Annotated in this window: 16 protein-coding genes; 9 read left to right on the top strand and 7 right to left on the bottom strand. The window is 64.9% G+C overall.

All coding sequences use genetic code 11. The features are described 5' to 3' along the window. Window positions 1-56: 56 nt before the first annotated feature. Window positions 57-2306, top strand: coding sequence for a methyl-accepting chemotaxis protein (locus AB1A62_RS17865; protein WP_366662829.1), 2250 nt, complete (start codon window positions 57-59; stop codon window positions 2304-2306). A 95-nt stretch (window positions 2307-2401) separates the two neighbouring features. Here AB1A62_RS17865 and AB1A62_RS17870 read toward each other — a convergent pair whose 3' ends face one another. From AB1A62_RS17870 to AB1A62_RS17895, 6 genes are all read right to left on the bottom strand, one after another. After that, the gene (locus tag AB1A62_RS17870) at window positions 2402-3091 is read right to left on the bottom strand and encodes an ABC transporter ATP-binding protein (RefSeq protein WP_366662830.1); all 690 of its coding nucleotides are present in this window, start codon (window positions 3089-3091) and stop codon (window positions 2402-2404) included. Next, on the bottom strand, window positions 3088-3843 hold the full coding sequence (locus AB1A62_RS17875; protein WP_366662831.1) for an ABC transporter ATP-binding protein: 756 nt from the start codon (window positions 3841-3843) through the stop codon (window positions 3088-3090). Before AB1A62_RS17875 ends, AB1A62_RS17870 begins: the two co-directional genes overlap by 4 nt. Beyond that, window positions 3836-4819, bottom strand: coding sequence for a branched-chain amino acid ABC transporter permease (locus tag AB1A62_RS17880; protein WP_366662875.1), 984 nt, complete (start codon window positions 4817-4819; stop codon window positions 3836-3838). Before AB1A62_RS17880 ends, AB1A62_RS17875 begins: the two co-directional genes overlap by 8 nt. 2 nt (window positions 4820-4821) lie before the next feature. Continuing rightward, complete coding sequence (locus tag AB1A62_RS17885) at window positions 4822-5742, bottom strand: branched-chain amino acid ABC transporter permease (protein WP_366662832.1); 921 nt, start codon at window positions 5740-5742, stop codon at window positions 4822-4824. Window positions 5743-5811: 69 nt separating this feature from the next. Further along, window positions 5812-6948, bottom strand: a complete 1137-nt coding sequence (locus AB1A62_RS17890; protein ID WP_366662833.1) for an ABC transporter substrate-binding protein — start codon at window positions 6946-6948, stop codon at window positions 5812-5814. A 325-nt stretch (window positions 6949-7273) separates the two neighbouring features. Further along, window positions 7274-8161, bottom strand: coding sequence for a LysR family transcriptional regulator (locus AB1A62_RS17895; RefSeq protein ID WP_366662834.1), 888 nt, complete (start codon window positions 8159-8161; stop codon window positions 7274-7276). Between the two features lie 144 nt (window positions 8162-8305). Here AB1A62_RS17895 and AB1A62_RS17900 point away from each other — a divergent pair, with 144 nt between their 5' ends. From AB1A62_RS17900 to AB1A62_RS17935, 8 genes are all read left to right on the top strand, one after another. Beyond that, complete coding sequence (locus tag AB1A62_RS17900) at window positions 8306-8926, top strand: glutathione S-transferase (protein ID WP_366662835.1); 621 nt, start codon at window positions 8306-8308, stop codon at window positions 8924-8926. Window positions 8927-8999: 73 nt separating this feature from the next. Beyond that, on the top strand, window positions 9000-11051 hold the full coding sequence (locus tag AB1A62_RS17905; protein WP_366662836.1) for a pyridoxamine 5'-phosphate oxidase family protein: 2052 nt from the start codon (window positions 9000-9002) through the stop codon (window positions 11049-11051). Between the two features lie 145 nt (window positions 11052-11196). Beyond that, the gene (locus AB1A62_RS17910) at window positions 11197-13602 is read left to right on the top strand and encodes an FAD-dependent oxidoreductase (protein WP_366662837.1); all 2406 of its coding nucleotides are present in this window, start codon (window positions 11197-11199) and stop codon (window positions 13600-13602) included. Window positions 13603-13606: 4 nt separating this feature from the next. Further along, complete coding sequence (locus tag AB1A62_RS17915) at window positions 13607-15163, top strand: trimethylamine methyltransferase family protein (protein ID WP_366662839.1); 1557 nt, start codon at window positions 13607-13609, stop codon at window positions 15161-15163. Window position 15164: 1 nt separating this feature from the next. After that, the gene (locus tag AB1A62_RS17920) at window positions 15165-15836 is read left to right on the top strand and encodes a TetR/AcrR family transcriptional regulator (RefSeq protein WP_366662840.1); all 672 of its coding nucleotides are present in this window, start codon (window positions 15165-15167) and stop codon (window positions 15834-15836) included. Between the two features lie 249 nt (window positions 15837-16085). Beyond that, window positions 16086-17612 (top strand): DUF4173 domain-containing protein, encoded by a 1527-nt coding sequence (locus AB1A62_RS17925; RefSeq protein WP_366662841.1) that lies wholly within the window; start codon window positions 16086-16088, stop codon window positions 17610-17612. Window positions 17613-17625: 13 nt separating this feature from the next. Further along, window positions 17626-18321 carry a response regulator transcription factor gene (locus AB1A62_RS17930; RefSeq protein ID WP_366662842.1) on the top strand — a complete coding sequence of 232 codons (696 nt, stop codon included), beginning with the start codon at window positions 17626-17628 and terminating at the stop codon, window positions 18319-18321. Further along, window positions 18306-19853 carry a HAMP domain-containing sensor histidine kinase gene (locus AB1A62_RS17935; protein ID WP_366662844.1) on the top strand — a complete coding sequence of 516 codons (1548 nt, stop codon included), beginning with the start codon at window positions 18306-18308 and terminating at the stop codon, window positions 19851-19853. Before AB1A62_RS17930 ends, AB1A62_RS17935 begins: the two co-directional genes overlap by 16 nt. A gap of 54 nt (window positions 19854-19907) precedes the next feature. Here AB1A62_RS17935 and AB1A62_RS17940 read toward each other — a convergent pair whose 3' ends face one another. Then, on the bottom strand, window positions 19908-21308 hold the full coding sequence (locus tag AB1A62_RS17940) for a TRAP transporter large permease (RefSeq protein ID WP_366662845.1): 1401 nt from the start codon (window positions 21306-21308) through the stop codon (window positions 19908-19910). Window positions 21309-21313: the final 5 nt, after the last annotated feature.

Below are 21313 nucleotides of genomic sequence, written 5' to 3' on the forward strand. Positions count from 1 at the left end.
GACTGCTCAAGGCCCCGGTCTGCCCGGGCGCCGCAGACCGCAGGAGACCCTGGCCAATGCCCCGACTAACGAAACTGCCGCTGAAACTGAAACTGCCGCTGATCATGGTGGTGCTGACTGGTGTCTTCCTGGTCACCGTGTCGCTTCTGGTCTACTCCATGGCAGAGCGCAGCATCCGCGAAAACGCCTTTGCCGCCCAGAAAATCGAGGCCAAATCCGGCGCCCAGGCGCTGGGGTTCCTGATCAAGGCGGCGCGCTCCGATGTCTCGAGCCTGGCAGGCCAGCCCGCAGTGTTCAGGGCGATCAGCAACTTCGAGCGGGTAATCGGCATGGTCGAGGAAGACGACCCCATTGCCTATCTGAAACAGACATATGCCGCCGGAAACCCCAACGCCGCAGACCAGCGGGAGGAGCTGACGGACGCGGGTGACGGCTCCTATTACAATCAGTCGCATGTCACCTATCACCCCACTTTCCTGCAAAGCCTGCGCCTCAACGGCTATCAGGACCTCTATCTGATCACTCCCGCCGGGCAGGTGGTCTATTCGGTGAAGAAGCGGGGCGATTTCATGACCGGTGTCCAGGAGTCGCCGGACAGCGGCCTGTCGCAAGTGTTCCGTGCGGCGCTGGAAGCAGAGGCAGGGACGGTCGCTGTCGCGGATTTCGCCGCCTACGGCCACAGCCCGGATGCCGCGGCCTTCATGGCCGCGCCTGTGTTCGCCAAGAACGGTAAAATTGCTGGGGTGATTGCCATCCAGCTGGGCACTGCCGGCGTCGTCAAAGCTCTGACCAGCAACCTGTCCGGCGGCACCCATCAGAATATTTACGTGGTCAGCAGCGACGGCGTGGCCCGCAGCCCGTCCTCGGTCGAGGGCCTGTTCCCGGTGCTGCAGCAAATGCCGGACACGCCGCAGACCCAGGCTGCGGCATCGCGGGAAGCGGCCCAGTTCGAGGGTGTGCCCTCCTCGCTGGGGGAACGCGCCATTGCCCAAGTGATGCCTCTGAACCTGCCCGGCTTTGACTGGTCGCTGGTGTTGGAAACCGATGAACACGCCGCCTTTGCCGTGGTCGAGCGCATCCGCCTGATTGCCGCCGGCATGATCGGCGCTGCGCTCCTGGCGGCGATCGGGGTCTCCTGGCTGGCCGCGCGCAGCGTCACCCGCCCGATCCACGCCCTGCGCGAGGCCACCAATGCGCTGGCCGATGCCGACTACTCTTCGGAAATTGAGGGCCTCGCACGCGGTGACGAGCTGGGCGACCTGGCCCGCAGCCTGGACACCTTCCGCGGCAAGCTGAAAGAAGCGGATGAGGCCGCCGCCCGCGAGGTGGAGGCCGCCCGCCACACGGCAGCTGTGGTCGAAAGCATGAGCGCGGCCTTGTCAGAATTGCAGCGCGGCAACCTGGCCTGCGACATCCAGGCGCCATTCGACGGGCATTACGAAACCCTGCGGGAGAACTTCAACCGCAGCCTGGAGCGGCTGCGCGGCTCCATGGCAGAGGTCGTCGGCGCGGCGGAAAACGTCGGCCGCTTCTCAGAAGAGCAGCGCGGCGCAGCCACCGAAATGGCGCACCGCACCGAAAGCCAGGCGGCAACGTTGGAGGAAACCGCAGGCGCGATCCGCGAACTGACCGGCGGCATCCGCGACACCGCTGACCGGGCGGGCCGGATGGACGAAACCATGCGCGGCGCCCGCAGCGAGGCAGAGCAAAGCACCGATGTGGTAACCTCCGCCGTGGCGGCAATGGATCAGATCCAGGAAGCCTCGGCGGAGATTTCCAAGATCATCAACATGATCGACGACATTGCGTTCCAGACCAATCTCCTGGCGCTGAACGCCGGCGTCGAGGCGGCGCGCGCCGGCCCCGCGGGCGCTGGCTTTGCGGTGGTCGCCTCAGAGGTGCGGGCGCTGGCGCAGCGCGCCTCTAACGCCGCCGGACAGATCAAGGGGCTGACCTCCGCCAGCGAGGAGCACGTGGCCAACGGCGTTGCCATGGTCGGCCGCGCGGGCGACGCGCTGACCAGCATCATCGAGCAGGTCTCGGCGGTGTCGGGGCTGGTGACGGAGATCGCAGACGGCGTGCGCGCCCAGTCGGAAGGCTTGGAGAAGATCGACGGCGCCATGCATCAGCTGGACAGCATGACCCAGCAGAACGCCGCCATGTCCGAGGAAGCCGCCGCCGCCAGCCAGCTGCTGCAGAATGAGTCGCACAGCCTGACGGACATCGTTGGCCGCTTCGACCTGGGCGGCGGAAACGCAGCCGCGGGCTATGACTTCGTTTCAGAACCGCAACGCCTGAGTGCATAAGCCAGAAGCGGCAGGCTGGAGTAGAGCTTCAGCCTGCCTGCGATCTACTTTCTCAGCGGCCTCAAATTTAACATAATCCTCATTACGTGCAGCTATTACACACCCAAGAACCGGTCCGCGACTTCTGCCGGCAGTTCGGCGATCCGCCCCTCCCAGGCGTTGCTGCCCTTGTTCAGGATCACCGTGCGGTCGGCGATGGCTGACAGCTCCTTCAGCGACTTGTCCACCACCAGAATGGCCAGCCCCGCCTCCCGTTTGAGACGGCCGATTGCGGCCCAGATCTCCTGCCGCACCACCGGCGCCAGGCCTTCGGTCGCCTCATCCAGGATCAGCAGCCGCGGATTGGTCATCAGCGCGCGGCCGATGGTCAGCATCTGCTGCTCGCCGCCCGACAGCGACCCGGCAGTCTGGCTGCGCCGCTCCTCCAGCCGTGGGAACAGCTCAGCCACTTTTTTCATGTCCCAGGGCCCGGAACGGGCGGCGGCAATCAGGTTTTCCTCCACTGTTAGAGGTGCAAAGCAGCGGCGTCCCTCGGGCACCAACCCGACACCCAGCCGCGCGATCTTGTAGGACGGCAGCTGGCGCAGGTCATGGCCGTCAAATTGCAGCTCGCCCTTGGAAGTTCCCAGCATGCCGCAGATGGTCTTGATGGTGGTGGATTTGCCCATGCCATTGCGGCCCATCAGCGCCACCACCTCGCCCTCGCCGATCTCCAGATCGACACCGAACAAGGCCTGCGCCGGGCCGTATGAGGCTTCGACGCCGTGTAAGGTCAGCAGGCTCATGCGGCGTCCTCCTCTCCCAGATAGGCGCGGCGCACCTCGGCATTGGCGCGGATGTCGTCCGCAGTGCCGGTGGCGATGATCTGGCCGTAGACCAGCACGCTGATCCGGTCGGCCAGGGCAAAAACCGCGTCCATGTCATGCTCCACCAGCAGGATCGGCGCCTCTTGCCGCAACCCGTCGAGAAAGCCGGTCAGCGCCTTGGACCCGGCAGCACCCAGGCCGGCCATAGGCTCATCCATCAGGAACAGCTTGGGCTTCAGCGTCAGCGCCACCGCCACCTCCAACTGGCGGCGCTGGCCGTGCGACAGGTCGGCGGTGCGGCGGTTTGCATCGTCAGTCAGCCCCACCCGCTCCAGCGCGTCGCGCGCCTGCTCCAGCAGTTCCGGATCCTTCATCACGTTGCGGAAGAAGTGGAACGGCCGGCCCCGGGCCCCCAGCGCGCCGAGCACCGCGTTCTGCAGCACCGTGTATTCCATCGCCAGCGCCGAGATCTGGAACGTCCGCCCCAGTCCCATCCGCGCCCGCGCCACGGTGTCCAGCACAGTGACGTCCCGGCCCAGCAGCTCCACCGCGCCGCTGTCCGGCGCGATATTGCCCGCGATCTGCTTGATCAGGGTGGATTTGCCCGCCCCGTTCGGCCCGATCAGCGCGTGGATTTCCCCGGGCCGCAGGTCCAGCGAGACATCTTTGCTCGCCTGCAGCGCGCCAAAGCTCTTGTTGAGGCCCTTGGTTTTCAGAACCGCATCAGCCATGCGCCTTCTCCCGTCCTGCAATGGCCCCGATCAGCCCGCCGCGGGCAAACAGCACGATGAGCAGCAGCAGCACGCCCAGGAAGATCTGCCAGTAGTCGCTGATCCCGCCCAGAAGATGCTCCAGCATGATGTAAAGCGCAGCACCCGCAACCGGCCCGTAGAGCCGCCCGACTCCGCCGAGGATCACAAAAATCATGATCTCGCCGCTGGTGTGCCAGCTGAGCATGGTGGGGCTGACAAACCGGTTCAGATCGGCAAACAGCGCGCCCGCCAGCCCGGTGATGGCGCCGGAGATCACAAAGGCCGTCAGCCGCAAGGTGAACGGTGTCAGGCCAACCGCCTGCACCCGGTCCTCATTCTGCCGCGCTGCTGCCAGCGCCAGCCCGAAGGGTGAGCGCGCCAGCCGCGCAGCAAACACCAGCGCCAGGCAGAGGATCACGTAGGCAATGGCAAAGAACTGGATCGGATCCAGCGTGTTGAGGCCGGGGAAATCATTGCGCACCCAGATCGACAGCCCGTCCTCGCCGCCGTAGGCGCTCCAGCTGATCGCGAAATAGTAAAGCATCTGCCCGAAGGCGAGGGTGATCATGATGAAATAGACACCCGAGGTGCGTAAGGAAAGCGCCCCAATCACCAGCGCGGCCAGCGCGCTGAAGACCACCGCCACCAGCCAGATCAGCGGCATCTGGTTGCTGCCCTCGAACAGGATCGGCCATTCAAACAGCGGCTCATAATTCTGGGCATGGGCGGCGAGGATGCCCATAGCATAGCCGCCGATCCCGAAAAACGCCGCATGGCCCAGGCTGATCAGCCCGCCAAGGCCAAGGGCGATGTTCAGTCCCACGCCCGCCAGCGCCAGGATCGCAGCCTTGGTCGCCAGTGTGATGATGAACGGCTCATCCAGGCTCCAGGCCGCCAGCGGCACGATCAGCAGCGCTGCAATCATGGCCCAGTTGAGCAGGCTTTCACGGGTCAGCATCATGCGCTCCCTCCATATAGGCCAGAGGGGCGCACCAAGAGGATTGCCGCCATCAGAATGTAGATCAGCATCGAGGCTAGCGACGCCCCTGCAGAGGCCGCACTGGCCGGGTCCATGAACAGGGTAAACAGCTGCGGCAGGAACACGCCGCCCAGTGTATCAGTCATCCCCACCAGCAGCGCCCCGGCCAGGGCGCCCTTGATGGAGCCGATGCCGCCGATCACGATCACCACAAAGGCCAGAATCAGCACCGGCTCGCCCATGCCGACCTGCACCGACTGGATCGCGCCCACCAGCGCGCCTGCCAGCCCGGCCAGCGCCGCGCCCAAAGCAAACACGAGTGTATAGAGCTTGGAAATATCGACGCCAAGTGCGGCAATCATCTCCCGGTCCGCCTCGCCCGCGCGGATCTGGATGCCGATGCGGGTGCGGGCGATCAGCAGGAACAGCCCGGCGGCGATTGCCAAGCCAATCAGGATGATCGTCAGCCGGTAAAGCGGATACTCAATCCCGCCCGGCAGGCTGACGGGCCCCGACAGGTAGGCCGGCACATCCAGAAACAGCGGGAAGGAGCCGAACAGCCAGCGGGTGCCCTCAGAGAAAATCAGGATCAGCGCAAAGGTCGCCAGCACCTGGTCCAGATGGTCGCGCCGGTAAAGGCGCCGGATCACCACCAGCTCCATCAGCGCGCCCGCAGCGGCAGCGGCCGCCAGGCTCGCCGCCAGCGCCAGCAGGAAGGATCCGGTCCAGCCCGCCACCGCTGCGGCGGCAAAGGCGCCCACCATATAGAGCGAGCCATGGGCCAGGTTGATCAGCCCCATCACCCCGAACACCAGCGTCAGCCCGGCAGCCATCAGGAACAGCATCACCCCGAGCTGGAGCCCATTCAGGATCTGCTCCAGAACTAGAATATAGGTCATTTGATTTTCCGAAGGGGAAGCTTTTGCCGCTCACGGAGGCGCCTTGGCGCCTCCGCCTGGGGTCAAGTCTTACATCTTGCACTCGCCGCCATAGGCGTCGGCGTGATCGCTCAGGCCGGTGGCGATGATCTTGTTGGTGAAGACGTCACCCTCCTTGATCACTTCGCGGACATAAATGTCCTGGATCGGGTGATGGTTGTCACCAAACTTGAAATCACCGCGGACAGATGAGAACTCTGCCGCCTTCAGCGCCGTGCGGAAGGCGTCCGCGTCAGAGGCCTCCGCCTTGTCCAGCGCACTCAGGATCAGGTTGGCGGTGTCAAAGCCCTGGCTCGCATACAACGACGGCAGGCGGCCGTATTTCTCCTGGAAGGAGGCAACAAAAGCAGCGTTGGCCTCGTTGTCGATGTCCTTGTTCCACTGCGAGGTGTTTTTCACCCCCAGCGCGGCGTCACCCACTGCTTGCAGAATGCCCTGATCGAATGAGAACGCAGGGCCAACCACCGGCAGGTCCACACCGCTCCCTGCATATTGCTTGAGGAAGGAAATCCCCATGCCGCCCGGCAGGAAGAAATAGACGGAATCCGCGCCGGACGCCCGGATCTGCGCGATTTCAGCCGCATAATCGGTCTGGCCAAGCTTGGTGTAGATCTCACCGGCCAGTTCGCCCTCGTACATGCGTTTATAGCCGGTCAGCGCGTCCTTGCCCGCCGGGTAGTTCGGCGCGAGGATAAAGCTGTTCTTCAGACCGGCATCATTCGCGTAGGCACCCGCAGCCTCGTGCAGGTTGTCGTTCTGCCAGGCGACGTTGAAGTAATTCTCGTGGCAGCGCTTGCCGGCCAGCGCCGAGGGGCCGGCATTGGGCGACAGGTAGAACACGCCTTGCGCGGTGGCGGCCGGGATCACGGCCATCGCTAGGTTGGACCAGATGATGCCGGTCATGATGTCGACCTTCTCGGACTGGATCATCCGGTCGGCGATCTGCACCGCAACGTCGGGCTTGCGCTGATCGTCCTCGATCACCACCTCGACACCGTCGCGCCCGTCTTGTTCGATCGCCAGCATGAAGCCGTCGCGCACATCCACGCCCAGCCCCGCGCCGCCGCCGGACAGGGTGGTGATCATGCCGATCTTGGTGTCGGCCTGGGCCGCAGCCGCCAGCGCCGGGACCGCCGCTGCCATCGCGAGCATCCGAATGGTCTTCATAACGTTCTTTCCTCCCAGAATGTGCCCCGGCCTAAGGACCGGGTTCTTGTTCAAATGCTTGCGACTTTAACGCCGCCCCGGCAGAAGCCAAGACCCGCTGCAGCCCGCATCTCCCCGGCTGATCTTGCGCCAGCCCTCAGGACAAGCCTACGCAGGCTTGGATTATTATTTCAAGCATAAAATATATATGGCAATATTGTTGCCCTAACTGCGCCTGCACCTTTCCGCCAACCGCTTTTTCGGTTGCGAGGCGCCAGCCCCTCGCGCTCTCCGTAGTATTTTGGGAAAGATGAAGCAGCGCTGCGAAACCTGAGCCAAGACGTCTTCAGCCCTGCCTGAAACAGGCGGCCAGATGGTCTATCAAAGCCCGGATCCGCGCCGTCAGATGGCGGCTGGACGGATAGACCGCATAAAGCGTTGTTGGGTCAGTTTCCTGTTGTTCGAAAAGCACTTGCAGCCTGCCATCCCGCAGAAACGGAAGCACGGTGTAATGCGGGCAGCGGGCAATGCCGAGACCACTGGCAGCCATATGCGCGACCGCCCTCGGCGAGTTGGCGCGGAAGCTGCCGCCGACGATCACCGTCCTTTGACCACCCCCCTTGCCAAAGGCCCAGGCGTCCGGCTGGGGCGAGGTCATCTGCAACAGGCAGTTGTGGGTTGCCAGCGCCTCCGGCTCTGCCGGTTCGCCCTGTGCCGCCAGATATTCCGGCGACGCCACCACCACCAACCGCATATTGCACAGCTTGCGCGCCACCAGCGCCGAATCCTTCAAGGCGCCGAAACGCACCGCCAGGTCCACGCCCTCCTCCAGCATCGGCAGGTGGCGGTCGGACAGCACCAGCTCCACCGACACCTTGGGGTGCGCCTGCTGGAACGGCTGCAGCGCCTCCACCAGTTCGCGGCTGCCAAACCCGGTAGGTGCGGTAATGCGGATAGGGCCGGCGAGCTCCTGCTGACGCAGCTGCACCACGTCCTCCAGTTCGTCGAATTGATCCAGAAGCGGCAGGCAGCGCTCCAGATAGGCGCGGCCGGTATCGGTCAGGGTCACTTTGCGGGTGGTGCGGTTCAGCAGCTGCGCACCCAGCTGCTCCTCCAGCCGGGCAACGTATTTGCTGGCCAGCTTGGTGCTGATCCCCATTTGCCGGGCACCGCCGGTAAAGGAACTCTGCGCCGCCACCGCAGCAAAGGTCCGCATGCAGTCCAGTTTGTCCATCGCGGTGCTCCCGGCCTCACCCTTTATGAATGCAGTGTACATAATCATTCCACAAATAGGAATATTATCGCCGGAAGCCGGGCGGGGTACTTTCCGGGTGTCTTCAAAAACCCACGGCACATGCCAAGCAAAAGGACCCCAGACATGCCTCATTCCATCCGCATCCACGGCTTCCCCCTCTCCGGCCACTCCCACCGGGTGGAGCTGTTCGCCAGCCTCACCGGCATTGCCCATGAGGTGATGACCGTCGACCTCGCCGCGGGCGAGCACAAGCAGCCGCCGTTCCTGGCACTGAATCCCGCTGGTCAGGTGCCGGTGATCGAAGACGGCGAAACCGTCATCAGCGATTCCAATGCCATCCTTGTCTACCTCGCCCGCAAATATGCCCCGGCCTGGCTGCCAACCGATCCGGTGCAGGAGGCAGAAGTGCAGAAGTTTCTGACCCTGGCCGCGGGCGAGATCGCCTTTGGCCCGGCAGCCGCGCGGCTGATCACCGTCTTCAACGCACCGCTGAATGCAGAGTTCTGCGCCACCGTTGCCGCCCGCGTGCTTAGTAAAATCGAAGCGCATATGGCGGACCGCAGCTTCCTGGTCGGCGACACCCCCACCATTGCTGACGTTGCGGTCTATTCCTACCTCGCCCACGCGCCGGAAGGCGGCATCTCGCTGGAGCCCTACCCCAACGTGCGCTCCCTGCTGGCCAATATCGAAGGGCTGAAAGGCTTCAAGCCGATGCCCGCCACCAAGGTCGGGCTGGCGGCCTGATCCGCCCCGCCCAAGAGCGCGGCGGCCTGATCCCGGGGCGCCGCGCAACCCTCTCGGGAAACAGGAGGTTTCCATGACTCCCCTCGATGCAAACAGCCCCTCCCCCTTCCATGAAGGCGAACAGGAAATGCAGCGCCGCACCGGCAAGCGCGAGATGATGGAGGCCTTCGGTCGCAGGGTGATCCGCTCATTCATGCCGGACCAGCACCGGCTGTTCTATGCCCAGCTGCCTTTCCTGGCAGTTGGCGCCGTGGACAGCGAAGGCTGGCCCTGGGCAAGCCTGCTGAGCGGCCCGCCCGGTTTTGCCGCCTCACCGGACTCGCAGCACCTGGATATCGCGCTGCAGCCGGACACCCGCGATCCGGTGCAGGCCGCGATCCGCGAGGGCGCCGCGCTTGGCATGCTTGGAATCGAGCTGCACAGCCGCCGCCGCAACCGGGTCAACGGGCGGGTGTCTGCGGCCGGCCCCAATGGCTTTACCCTGCGCGTCGACCAGTCCTTCGGCAATTGCCCGCAGTATATCCAGCTGCGCGGCCTGGAACCGGCTGAACAGCACGCCCCCGCGCAGCCTCAGCACTTCACCGGCTTCGACAGCAGCCATACCGCGCTGATCGCCGGGACCGACATGTTCTTTGTCGCCAGCCACATCCCCGCCGCCAGCCGCCCGGAACGCGAAGGCGTCGATGTCTCGCACCGCGGCGGGCGGCCCGGCTTTGTCCGCATCGACGGCAACAGCCTGACGATCCCAGACTTCCCGGGCAACAACCACTTCAACACGCTGGGAAACTTCCTTCTGAACCCGCGCGCGGGCCTGGTGTTCCCGGACTTCACCACCGGCAGCCTGCTGCTGCTGACCGGCACCGTCGAACTGCTGGACCAGACGCACCCGGAGGTCACTGCCTTCCACGGTGCTGAGCGCGGCTGGCGGTTCACCCTGCACAAGGGCACCTGGCTGGAAGGCATCCTGCCCCTGCGCGCCGAACGCGGTGCCTTTTCGCCCAATACGCTGATGACGGACACCTGGGCAGAGGCCGAGGCCCGCGCCAAGCTGGAGGAACAGCGCAACGCCTGGCGCCGCTATCGGCTTGCACGGACGGACATGGAAAGCACCGTGATCCGCTCCTTCTACCTGGAGCCGGAGGACGGCGGCCCGCTGCTGCCCTCCGAGGCCGGCCAGTTCCTGACCATCCGCATCACGCCGCCGGGCGCACAAAAGCCACTGGTGCGGACCTACACCGTGTCCTCCGCCCCCGGCGAGGGCCATTACCGCATCTCGGTCAAGCGCGAGGAGGCCGGCACCGTATCCCGCCACTTGCACGCCCACCTGCAAACCGGCGCGGTAATCGAGGCCAAGGCGCCGCGCGGCGGGTTCTTCCTGGACACCACAGCGGACCGCCCGGCGGTTCTGATCGCCGGCGGCGTCGGCATCACCCCGATGATCGCCATGGCGCGCCACGCGCTACGCGAGGGGGTCCGCACCCGGCATCTGCGCCCGCTGACCATCCTGCACGCGACCCGCACCACTCAGGAACGCGCCTTTGCCCGCGAATTCCGCAATCTGGAGCGAGCCTCCGGCGGGCGGATCCGCTATGTCTCGCTGATCAGCACCCCTGCCGCTGCAGAAACTACAGGCCGGGACTTCGATCATGCCGGCCGCCTCAGCGCCGGCGTCCTGCAGCAGGTGCTGCCGCAGGAGGACGCCGATATCTACCTCTGCGGCCCGGGCGGTTTCATGCAGGCGGCCTATGACGGCTTGCTGGGCCTTGGGGTCCAGGATGCAGACATCCACGCCGAGGCTTTCGGGCCTTCCGCGCTGCAACGCGCCACAGACGCCCCGAACCTCCGGGACGCGGTACCCCAAGCAGACTCCGCCATCGTCCGGTTCAGGAAATCTGGCTTTGAACAGCCCTGGACCCCGGCGGACGGCACCCTGCTGGAGCTGGCCGAAAGCCACGGGCTGACGCCGGAGTTCAGCTGCCGCAGTGGCAATTGCGGCAGCTGCGCCACCCGGCTTCTTGCAGGCAAACTCGCCTATCGCACCCCGCCCTCCGCCGCGCCCGAGGACGGTGACGCGCTCATATGCTGCGCCGTCCCGGCAACGGACACGATCGAGCTGGATCTCTGACCCTGCCCTGCTCCTGATACCACCGCGCAAGATTTCTCTGGACAAGAGTGTCCAGGATCGCCGATGAATTGGACAGCAATGTCCAAAGGGCGGATTCGGGGGCCTCTCCCCGCTGGCCCGGCGGTGTCAGACAGGGAGCAAAGCCATGAAGTCGCACTATCGTGCAGTTGTCATCGGGGGCGGCGTTGTCGGCGCCTCCGTCCTCTATCACCTGGCGAAATTCGGCTGGACCGATGTCTGCCTGATCGAGCGCTCGGTTCTGACGGCAGGGTCCAGCTGGCACGCCGCCGGCGGCTTTCACGCGCTGAATGCGGATCCCAACATCGCCAGCTTGCAGGCCTATACCATCGACCTCCTGTCCGAGATCGAACAGGAATCCGGCCAATCCGTCGGCATGCACATGACCGGCGGCATGACGCTGGCAGGCACCCCGGACCGCTGGGAGTGGCTGCAGTCGGCCTACCGCACCTTCCAGTCGATCGGCATCGACGATTGCCGCCTGATCACCCCGCAAGAGGCAGGCGAGCTCTGTCCGATCATGTCCACCGAGGGCATCATCGGCGGCATGTGGGCCGACCGCGAGGGCTATGTCGACACCACCGGCACCGTCCACGCCTATGCCGGCGCCGCCAAGAAGCGCGGCGCGGAAGTCATTGAGCACAACCGCGTGCTGGAGCTGCACCAGGTGGAGGGCGGCTGGCAGGTCGTCACTGAGAAGGGCACCATCCACGCCGAACATGTGGTCAACGCCGCAGGCCTCTGGGCCAAGCAGGTGGGCCGCATGGCGGGCATCGAACTGCCGGTCTCGCCGCTCAACCACCACTACCTGATCTCCGACACCATCCCCGAACTGGAACAGCTCGACTTCGAGGTGCCGATGACCGTGGACCTGGAAGGCTTCACTTATATGCGCCAGGATCAGAAGGGCATCCTCTTGGGCATCTACGAGATCGACCACGAGCACTGGATGATGGACGGCGCGCCCTGGGAATACGGGTTCGAACTGCAACAGGAAGACCCCGACCGGATCGAGCGCGAACTGACCCTGGGGTTTGAGCGCTACCCGGCACTGCAAACCACCGGTGTGAAAACCTGGGTCAACGGGGCCTTCACCTTTGCCCCCGATGGCAACCCGCTGGTCGGCCCGGTGCGCGGCAAGCCCGGCTACTGGTGCGCCTGCGGCGTGATGGCGGGCTTCCTGCAGGGCGGCGGCGTCGGCAAATCTCTGGCCGAATGGATGATCCACGGCGAGCCGGAGGCGGATGTGTTCGGCATGGATGTGGCCCGTTTCGGCGACTACGCCCAGAACAAGCGCTTCATCAAGGAGACCACCGGCCAGTTCTACACCCGCCGCTTCGTGATGACCTACCCGAACGAGCAGCTGCCCGCGGGCCGCCCGCTGAAGAAGGCCCCCGCCTACTCGGACATGACCCGCGCAGGCTGCCGCTGGGGCGCCACCTACGGGCTGGAAATCCCGCTCTACTTCGCCCCGTCGGAAGACTTCACCGAAACCCCGACCCTTAAACGCTCCAACGCGTTTGAGATCGTCGCAGATGAATGCAAGGCAGTGCGCGAGGCCGTGGGGCTACTGGACATCTCCGCCTTCTCCCGATTCGAAGTCTCAGGCGACGGAGCAGAGGCCTGGCTCAACCGCCTCATGGCCTCGAAACTGCCCAAACCCGGCCGCGCCAAACTCGCGCCGATGCTGTCGCCAGAGGGCCGCCTCAAGGGCGATCTCACCGTGTTCAACTGGGGCGACGGAACCTGGTGGATCATGGGCAGCTATTACCTGCGCGAATGGCACATGCGCTGGTTCCAGGACCACATGGGCGACGGCGTCGAGGTGCGCGACGAGACCGACGCCATCACCGGCTTCAGCCTCTCCGGCCCGAACAGCCGCAAGGTGCTGGAAAAGCTGACAGACGGCCCCATCGCGGACCTCCCCTTCATGGGCTGCGGCACCTTCGACATCGGCATGCTGCGCCTCAAGGTCGGCCGCCTCTCGGTCGCCGGTGAACTGGGCTATGAGCTCCACTGCTCCGCCGCCGAGCACATCACCCTGCGCGAAACCCTGCTGGAGGCTGGCGCCGACCTCGGCATCCGCGAATACGGTTTCAACGCGCTGCTATCGCTGCGGCTGGAGAAAAGCTTCGGCATCTGGAGCGCCGAATTCACCCAAGGCTACACCGCAGCACAAACCGGCATGGACCGCTGGATCGACTGGGACAAGGATTTCATTGGCCGCGGCGCCGCGCTGAAGGAACGTGACGCAGGCGGCCCGGAACAGGTTGTGGTGACATTAGAGGTGGACGCAACCGACGCTGACGCCAGCGGCTACGAACCGGTCTGGCTGGGCGAAACCCGCGTCGGCTTTGTCACCTCCGGCGGCTATGGCCATACCGTGGGAAAATCGCTCGCCATGGCAATGGTGGACCGCGACGCGGCCGCAGAGGGTACCGGACTGACCGTCCACATCGTGGGCCAGGAACGCGCCGCCCGCGTGATTGCCCCCTCCCCCTACGACCCCTCCGGCAAAGCGATGAGAGGCTGACACGATGACCATCGAAAACGAAGGCAATGCCCGCGGACGCCGGCGGCGGGGACGCGGGGCCGAGGCCGCCCCGGCCCCGCAGCGCAAGGTAAACTACCGCCAGCTCAAGAACCCCTTCCCGCTGATGGAGGTCTTCCCGGCGCATCAGATCGCGGACATGCATGAAACCGCGCTGAAAATGCTGGAAGAACTGGGCATGAAGGTGCTGCTGCCCGAGGCGCGCAAGATCTACGCCAAGGGTGGCGCCCGCGTCGATGAAGACAGCGAAATGGTCTATATCGGCCGCGACGTGGTGGAGGCGGCGCTGGCCTCTGCCCCCCGCTCGATCACTTGCCGCGCCGGGGCACGGGACCGCGATATCACGCTGGAGCTGGGCAGCCTGGTGTTCCAGGCCGGCGCTGGCGCCCCCAATGCCACCGATCTGGAACGCGGCCGCCGCCCCGGCTCAGCCCGGGATTATTTGGAATATCTGCAGCTCACCCACCATTTTGACGTCTTCCACATGATCTCCCCCCAGGTGGAGCCGCAGGACGTTCCCATCCATCTGCGCCACTACTTCACCACCGAGGCGCAGATGACCCGGACCGACAAGTTCCCCTTCATCTTTTCGCGCGGCACGCCGCAGGTGATGGACTGCTTCGAGATGATCCGCGATTTTCGCGGGTTGTCGGACGCTGATTTCCGGTCTGAGCCGCGCTGCTACACCATCATCAACACCAACAGCCCCCGCACGCTGGACATTCCGATGGCGCAGGGTCTGATCGACTTTGCACGGCACGGCCAGGTCTCGATCATCACGCCGTTCACCCTGATGGGGGCGATGGCGCCAATCACCGTGGCGGGCGCCATCACCCTCAGCCATGCTGAGGTGCTGGCGGCGCTGACCCTGACTCAGCTGACAAACCCCGGCGCGCCGGTGTGTTATGGAACTTTCACCTCCAACGTCGACATGAAGTCCGGCGCACCGGCCTTTGGCACGCCCGCGCATTTCCAGGCCTCGCTGGCCGCAGGCCAGCTGGCGCGGCACCTCGGCCTGCCTTGGAGGTCCGCTGCCGGATCGGCCTCAAACATCAACGACGTGCAGGCGGCCAATGAAAACCAGATGGGCCTCTGGGGCTGCCTGATGGCCGGTGCAACCGTGATCATCCACTCGGCCGGATGGCTCGAAGGCGGGCTTTCGGTTTCATACGAGAAACTGGTCACCGACGCCGAAGTCCTGAATATGATTGCCGAACTTTGCGCAGGCGCCCAAGCCGGGACAGACGAAATCGGCTACGACAGCGCGCTGACACAGGTAGAGCCGCAGGGGCATTTCTTTGCCGCGCCCCAGACCATGGACCGCTACAGCACGGAATTCTATGAGCCTGTGGTGCATGACTATGCCAATTTCGGCACTTGGACAGAACGAGGTGCCCTGGACGCCAGCCAGCGCGCCACCCGGGTCTGGAAGGAGATCCTCGCCCATGATACCCGGCCTGTGACGGACGAAACCCGCGCTGAAGCGCTGCGAAGCTTCATCGCCAAGCGCACCGCAGAAGGCGGCGCCCCGCCGGAGAGCTGATATGACCAGACGCGCGGCTCCTGTGCTGCACCGGGACAACCCGGACAAGGAGCCGCTCAGCGGCCATGTGAAGGTGACGCCGGAAGACTGGCTGAACGTGGCCCGCGACCTGCTGGTCAGCGAAGGCGTGGCCGGGGTCAAGGTGCTGGCCATCGGTGAGCGTCTGGGGGTCTCACGCTCCAGCTTCTACTGGTACTTCAAAAGCCGCAAACACTTGCTGGAGGCGCTGCTGGACGACTGGGAATCGCGCAACACCGCGCCCATCCTCGACCACTGCGAACTGCCCGCCGCCAATATCTCCTGGGCGGTCTGCAATTTCTTCCGCTGTTTTGTCGACCCGGACCTGTTCGATGCCAGCCTGGACTTCGCGGTCCGCGAATGGTCGCGCCGCGACGGCAAGGTGCGCAACCGGATCGACGCGGCGGATGCGCAGCGGCTGGCTGCGGTGACGGCGATGTTCGAACGCCACGGCTACTCCGCCTATGAGGCAGAGGCCCGCGCCCGGATCCTCTACTTCATGCAGTGCGGTTACCACGCACTGGAGGTACGCGAACCGATGCAGGCCCGCACCGCCCGGCTGGAAGGATACCTACTGGGCTTCACCGGGGTTGAGCCGGACCCGGAGGCGGTGGCCGCTGCCCGTGCCTTTGCGGAACAAAAGATGGACCGCTGACCGCAACCAGCCTCAACCTGCCGTAACGAATAATAGAAGGCGGCCCGCCGCACCCGCGGCCGAAAACTGCAGAAGCATGCCCAGGGGGAAGTCCGCGGAATCTCTCCCTTCAAAGGCAAGCAGCGGACGCTTCATCCTTGCACGAAATCTGCACAAAAGCCCCCTGAAACCTGCGGAAACAGCACGCCAAAGCTGCAACCGCGGGCCTCATCCTGCCTGGCAAAGAGATTTGAGAGCAGGAGACAGGACATGAGGCAGGAACTGGTTATTCACGGGGTGCCCGACAGCGTCAGGCTGGATGGGTGGTGGCTGGAAACGGCGGACGGGCCGCCGCAGGCTCAGCCCCGCCGCCCGCAGGACGGCGGGCCGCTCATCGCCGCTTTGCGGATCCGCCATGCGATACCGCTTCTGGCGGCCCTGATTGCGGTTGCGGACTGGCTGTTCTGGGAACAGCCTGCAGGCATCTCGGTTGCTGTTTTTACGCTGGTCCTTTCTGCCGCCGTCATGGCGATGAAACCGCGGCGGCCAACGGCCCGGGAATGGGCCGGCGCGGCAGGTTTTGCTGTGCTCAGCAACCTGCCCGCCGCCATTGAGCTGCAGTTCCTGTCGGTTCTGTTCAGCCTCGGCGGTCTGGTCTGCCTTGTGGTCTGGGCGGTCTACGGCCAGGCGGCCAGCGAACGGCTGGCGCTGCGCACCGCCCTGCGCCTGCCCACCATCGGCGCCACGCTGCTGCTGCGCGATGCATTCCGCGCCATGCCCGCCACGGACCTCACCTCAGGCGCCCGCCGCCAGGCGGCAGCGATGGCGCTGCCGCTGCTCATGGGGGCGGTCTTCCTGATGCTTCTGGCTGCCGCCAACCCGGTGCTGGAGGAGGTTCTGGCAGAGCTGGACCCAGGCCGCCTGTTCGAGCTGGAATTCTGGCTGCGGCTCCTGTTCTGGACCGTGACGGCAGCCCTGCTGTGGCCCTGCCTCAACCTCAGCGGGACATGGCTGGGCAGTGCAGCACCGCCCGTTTCCGTGCAAAAGGCAGGCCCCAGCCGGGCCGCCTTTCTCATCAACCCGGTTTCGGTGCGCAATTCGCTGGTGCTGTTCAACCTGCTGTTTCTGGTCCAAACGGTGATGGATCTTGGCATCCTGACTGGCGGCGTGTCCCTGCCAGACGGGATGAGCTATGCTTCTTACGCCCACCGTGGATCCTATCCGCTGGTGGTGACGGCGCTGCTGGCCGGTGTGTTCACACTGGTGACGCGCAGCATGACCGGCACCGACAGAACCCTGCGCACCCTGGTCTACCTGTGGCTGGCGCAGAACATTTTCCTGGTGCTGACCGCCGCCATCCGGCTGCACCATTATGTCGAGGCCTATGCGCTGACCTACCTGCGGATTGCTGCCTTCATCTGGATGGCGCTGGTGCTGGCGGGGCTGGTGCTGACCGTGGTGCAGATCCATCGCGGCCACGGAAATGCCTGGCTGCTGCGCCGGTGCTTTGCCGCCCTTGCAGGAACCCTCTACATCTGCGGCTTCGTGAACTTCGCCGAGGTCATCGCCCGCTACAACCTGACCCACGGCAGCACGCTGGTGAAACAGGACACATATTACATCTGCACCCTCGGCGCCGGGGCCTACCCCGCTGTCCATGCCTTTGAAACCGAAACCGGACAGCAGGTCTGCGGCAGCGCAATGCACTATGACCTCTACAAGACCGCCATCACCAACTGGCGCGAATGGGGCTTTCGGAGGTGGCAGATCCAAGCCTATTATCAGCAGCAGAATTGAAGGACCCCATTTGATGCCAGCCCGCATTCTCGTTGTCGATGACGATCCCGATATCCTTGAGGTGACCGGCTTCGCGGTGGAAAAGGCTGGGTATGAGACCGTCTTTGCCAGCGACGGCCTCGCCGCGCTGAACGCAAGCCGGGAGAATACCCCCGACCTGATCGTGCTGGACATCGGCCTGCCGGAAAAAGACGGGCTGGAGGTCTGCCGCGAGATCCGCAAATCCTCCGACGTGCCGATCCTGTTCCTCACCGCCCGCGATGACGAGATCGACCGCATCGTCGGGCTTGAGCTGGGCGCCGACGACTACCTGACCAAACCCTTCTCCCCGCGCGAACTGGTGGCCCGGATCAAGGCGATCCTGAAACGCAGCGCCCCCGCCGCCCCGGCACAGCCCGAAGCGGTGCTGGCGCAGGGCAGCCTGGTGTTGAATGCGGAGCGCCACCTCTGCCGCTTTGGCGCAGTGCCAGTGGCCCTGACCGGGTCGGAGTTCCGGCTGCTGGCAACCCTGATGGCCCGCCCGGACCGGGTGCTGTCGCGGGCACAGCTGGTGGATGCGCTTTATGGCTACAACATCCATGTCTCCGACCGCACCATCGACAGCCACATCCGCAACATCCGCGCCAAGCTGGCGCAGGCGGGCTGTGCCGAGGGGATCGTAACCGTGCACGGCGTTGGCCTCAGGATGGGCGCATGCACCCCAGCCTGAATCGCATCGGGCTGACCCGCAAATGGCGGCCGCGGCTCTGGGCGGTGGTGCTCTTGGTGCTGGCGCTGGTCATGTGCCTGCCCTTTGCCGGGCTGATACTGTTCCGCTTCTACGACAGCCAGCTGGTGCAGCAGACCGAGGAAAGCCTGCTGACCCAGGCCGCGGTGATGTCGGCGGCCTATGCTGAGCTTTATGCAGGCGCGGCGGGCACCAAACCGCCCCGCGGGCGCGCCGTCTCCGGCGAGCACGCGGTGTTTCCCTCGCTGTCCGTCAACAGCGAAACCGTGCTGCCGCCGCGGCCAGACGCAAAACCGCTCTCCGGTCCTGCGGGCGCCCCTTACCGGAAGATTGCAACCCCGCTGACCCGCATCGCCAATGCCGCGCAGGCGCAAACGCTGGCCGGCTACCGGTTTCTCGACACCCGCGGCAACGTCTTTGCGGGCACCGCCGAAACCGGCACCTTTCTGGGCCATGTAGAGGAGGTGCAGGGCGCACTGGCCGGCCGGACCGTGTCTGTTGCGCGCACCCGCCTGCGCGCGGATGCGCCGCCCGCGCTTTATACTCTCAGCCGCGGCGCTCGCGTGCGCGTGTTCGTGGCGATGCCGGTGTTTGCGGACCAAACCCTGATCGGGGCGGTCTACCTCAGCCGCACCCCGAACCACATCTTCCGTTTCCTCTATGGCGAGCGCTTCAACCTCGCCAAGGCCGCGGGTTTTGTTGCCCTCTCCACCATGCTCATCGGCTACGTGTTCTGGCGTTTCATCACCCGCCCGATCCAACTGCTGATCCAGCGCAGCCAACTGGCAGGCCACGGCAACCAGACGTGGGAGCCGCCGGACCAGCTTGGCACCCGCGAGATCGAGGAGCTGAGCCGCAGCTTCCAGTCGCTGACCGGCCGCCTGCAAAACAAGCAGGACGCGCTGAAGACCTACACCGCCCATGTCACGCATGAGCTTAAGTCCCCCCTCACCGCTCTGAAAGGCGCGGCAGAGCTGCTGCGCGACGACGATCTGCCCCCGGCCCAGAAACACCGGCTGCTGGATACCGTGGACAAGGGCGGCAAGCGGATGGAGGACCTGCTGGCCAACATGCGCGCCTTCAGCCTGGCCGATCAAAGCGCGATGGCAGGAAGCTGCTGCCTGAACGAAATCCATCCGCAGATGTCACAGGCCTTCCCGGCCCTTGCCGTCAAAGTAGAGAACGGCACCCTGCCGCTGCCGCTGGAAGCGCGCACCCTACAGATTATCCTGACCCACCTGCTGGAAAACGCGCAGCAGCATGGCGCAACCGGGGTCGTGCTGACCGCCTGTCAGAACGGCACCGCCACCTGTCTTCAGATCGCAGACGACGGCCCCGGCATCAGCGCAGGCAACGCGGACAAGATCCTGCAGCCCTTCTTCACCACCCGGCGGGACAGCGGCGGCACCGGCATGGGCCTCAACATCGTCAAGGCAACGGCAGAGGCCCTCGGCGGCACCCTGAGTGTCGTCCCCTCCGGCTTCGGCGCCTGTTTCCAGCTGACCTTCCGCTGAAAACAGCCGGGCCGCCCAGCAGCGGGCGGCCCGGTTCAGCGCATCAAAGACGTGTCAGACCTGTCCCGGCAGCCACAGCACAATCGCCGGGAAGGCCACCAGCAGCGCGATTGTCACGGCATCGGCAATGAAGAACGGTGTCACCCCTTTGAACACATCCTGCACGCTCAGGTCATCGCGCACGCCCGCAACCACAAAGCAGTTGAGGCCGATGGGCGGGGTGATCAGGCAGAACTCAGCCATCTTGACCACCAGGATACCGAACCAGATCGCGCACATCGGGCCGGACATGCCAAAGGTGCTGTCCGCTGCCGAAACCGCCTCACCGCCGTTCAGCGCCATCACCGCCGGGTAAACCACCGGCAGCGTCAAAAGCAGCATCCCGATTGCATCCATGAACATGCCCAGCACCGCATAAGCCAGCAGAATACAGATCAGGATCAGCATCGGACTCATGGTCAGGGAGGTGATCCAATCAGCAAAGGCGCCGGGCAGATCGGCAAAGCCGAGGAAGCGCACATAGATCAGCACCCCCCAGATGATGGTGAAGATCATCACGCTCAGCTTGGCGGTCTCCAAAAGCGCATCCTTCAGTTCCCGCCAGCGCATACCGTGGCGCAAGGCCATCAGGAACACCACAAAGGCCCCGATGGCACCGCCTTCGGTCGGGGTACCCCAGGCGTCGCCGCCAAAGGGGTTGTAGACAAAGAAGATGATGGTCACGACGACAAACACAATAGGCAATGCAGGCGGCAAAGCGGCAAACCGCTGGCGCCAGGTGAAACCGGTGACGCGCGGCCCGAAGTCCTTGATCGTGACGGCCATGCCGACAATCAGCAGGCCATAGATCACTGCCGAAAACGCACCGGGAATGAAGCCTGCCAGCAGCAGCTTGCCCACGTCCTGTTCGACGATAATCGCATAGATCACCAGAATGGCCGAGGGCGGGATCAGCGACGCCAGGGTGCCGCCGGCAGCAACAACGCCCGCGGCAAAGCGCTTGTCATAGCCGATCTTGAGCATCTCCGGGATGGCGATGCGGGCAAAGACGGCGGACGTCGCCACGCTTGCACCGGACACGGCGGCAAATCCCGCGGTGGCAAAAACGGTGGACACCGCCAGCCCGCCCGGCACCCACGCCATCCAGCGCTTGGCAGCCTCGAACAGCGCCCGGGTGAGGCCCGCATAATAGGCGAGGTAGCCAATCAGGATGAAGGTCGGGATGAGGCTCAGCGCCTGGCTGGACACTTTGGAATGCGGCACTTGCCCTGCGGTCTTGACGGCAATGGTCAGCGCCTTGCCAAAACGCGCAGGGTCATAGCCGAACTTGGCCCAGAAGATCCAGATGAGGCCGATCATCCCCGCGGCGGCGGCAGCAAAGGCCACCCGCATGCCCAGGATCACCATCACCAGCAGCCCGGCTGAAACGATCAGCCCAATTTCAATCGGTTCCATGTCAG

Source organism: Leisingera sp. JC11, assembly GCF_040704725.1.
Classification (GTDB): domain Bacteria; phylum Pseudomonadota; class Alphaproteobacteria; order Rhodobacterales; family Rhodobacteraceae; genus Leisingera.

Bases quoted from the DNA above. Each gene is read 5' to 3' on its own strand.
- AB1A62_RS17935 (WP_366662844.1), top strand. From the start codon at position 18,306: ATGCACCCCAGCCTGAATCGCATCGGGCTGACCCGCAAATGGCGGCCG.
- AB1A62_RS17940 (WP_366662845.1), bottom strand. From the start codon at position 21,308: ATGGAACCGATTGAAATTGGGCTGATCGTTTCAGCCGGGCTGCTGGTG.
- AB1A62_RS17910 (WP_366662837.1), top strand. From the start codon at position 11,197: ATGAAGTCGCACTATCGTGCAGTTGTCATCGGGGGCGGCGTTGTCGGC.
- AB1A62_RS17865 (WP_366662829.1), top strand. From the start codon at position 57: ATGCCCCGACTAACGAAACTGCCGCTGAAACTGAAACTGCCGCTGATC.
- AB1A62_RS17930 (WP_366662842.1), top strand. From the start codon at position 17,626: ATGCCAGCCCGCATTCTCGTTGTCGATGACGATCCCGATATCCTTGAG.
- AB1A62_RS17920 (WP_366662840.1), top strand. From the start codon at position 15,165: ATGACCAGACGCGCGGCTCCTGTGCTGCACCGGGACAACCCGGACAAG.
- AB1A62_RS17875 (WP_366662831.1), bottom strand. From the start codon at position 3,843: ATGGCTGATGCGGTTCTGAAAACCAAGGGCCTCAACAAGAGCTTTGGC.
- AB1A62_RS17925 (WP_366662841.1), top strand. From the start codon at position 16,086: ATGAGGCAGGAACTGGTTATTCACGGGGTGCCCGACAGCGTCAGGCTG.
- AB1A62_RS17890 (WP_366662833.1), bottom strand. From the start codon at position 6,948: ATGAAGACCATTCGGATGCTCGCGATGGCAGCGGCGGTCCCGGCGCTG.
- AB1A62_RS17905 (WP_366662836.1), top strand. From the start codon at position 9,000: ATGACTCCCCTCGATGCAAACAGCCCCTCCCCCTTCCATGAAGGCGAA.
- AB1A62_RS17895 (WP_366662834.1), bottom strand. From the start codon at position 8,161: ATGGACAAACTGGACTGCATGCGGACCTTTGCTGCGGTGGCGGCGCAG.
- AB1A62_RS17870 (WP_366662830.1), bottom strand. From the start codon at position 3,091: ATGAGCCTGCTGACCTTACACGGCGTCGAAGCCTCATACGGCCCGGCG.
- AB1A62_RS17885 (WP_366662832.1), bottom strand. From the start codon at position 5,742: ATGACCTATATTCTAGTTCTGGAGCAGATCCTGAATGGGCTCCAGCTC.
- AB1A62_RS17915 (WP_366662839.1), top strand. From the start codon at position 13,607: ATGACCATCGAAAACGAAGGCAATGCCCGCGGACGCCGGCGGCGGGGA.
- AB1A62_RS17900 (WP_366662835.1), top strand. From the start codon at position 8,306: ATGCCTCATTCCATCCGCATCCACGGCTTCCCCCTCTCCGGCCACTCC.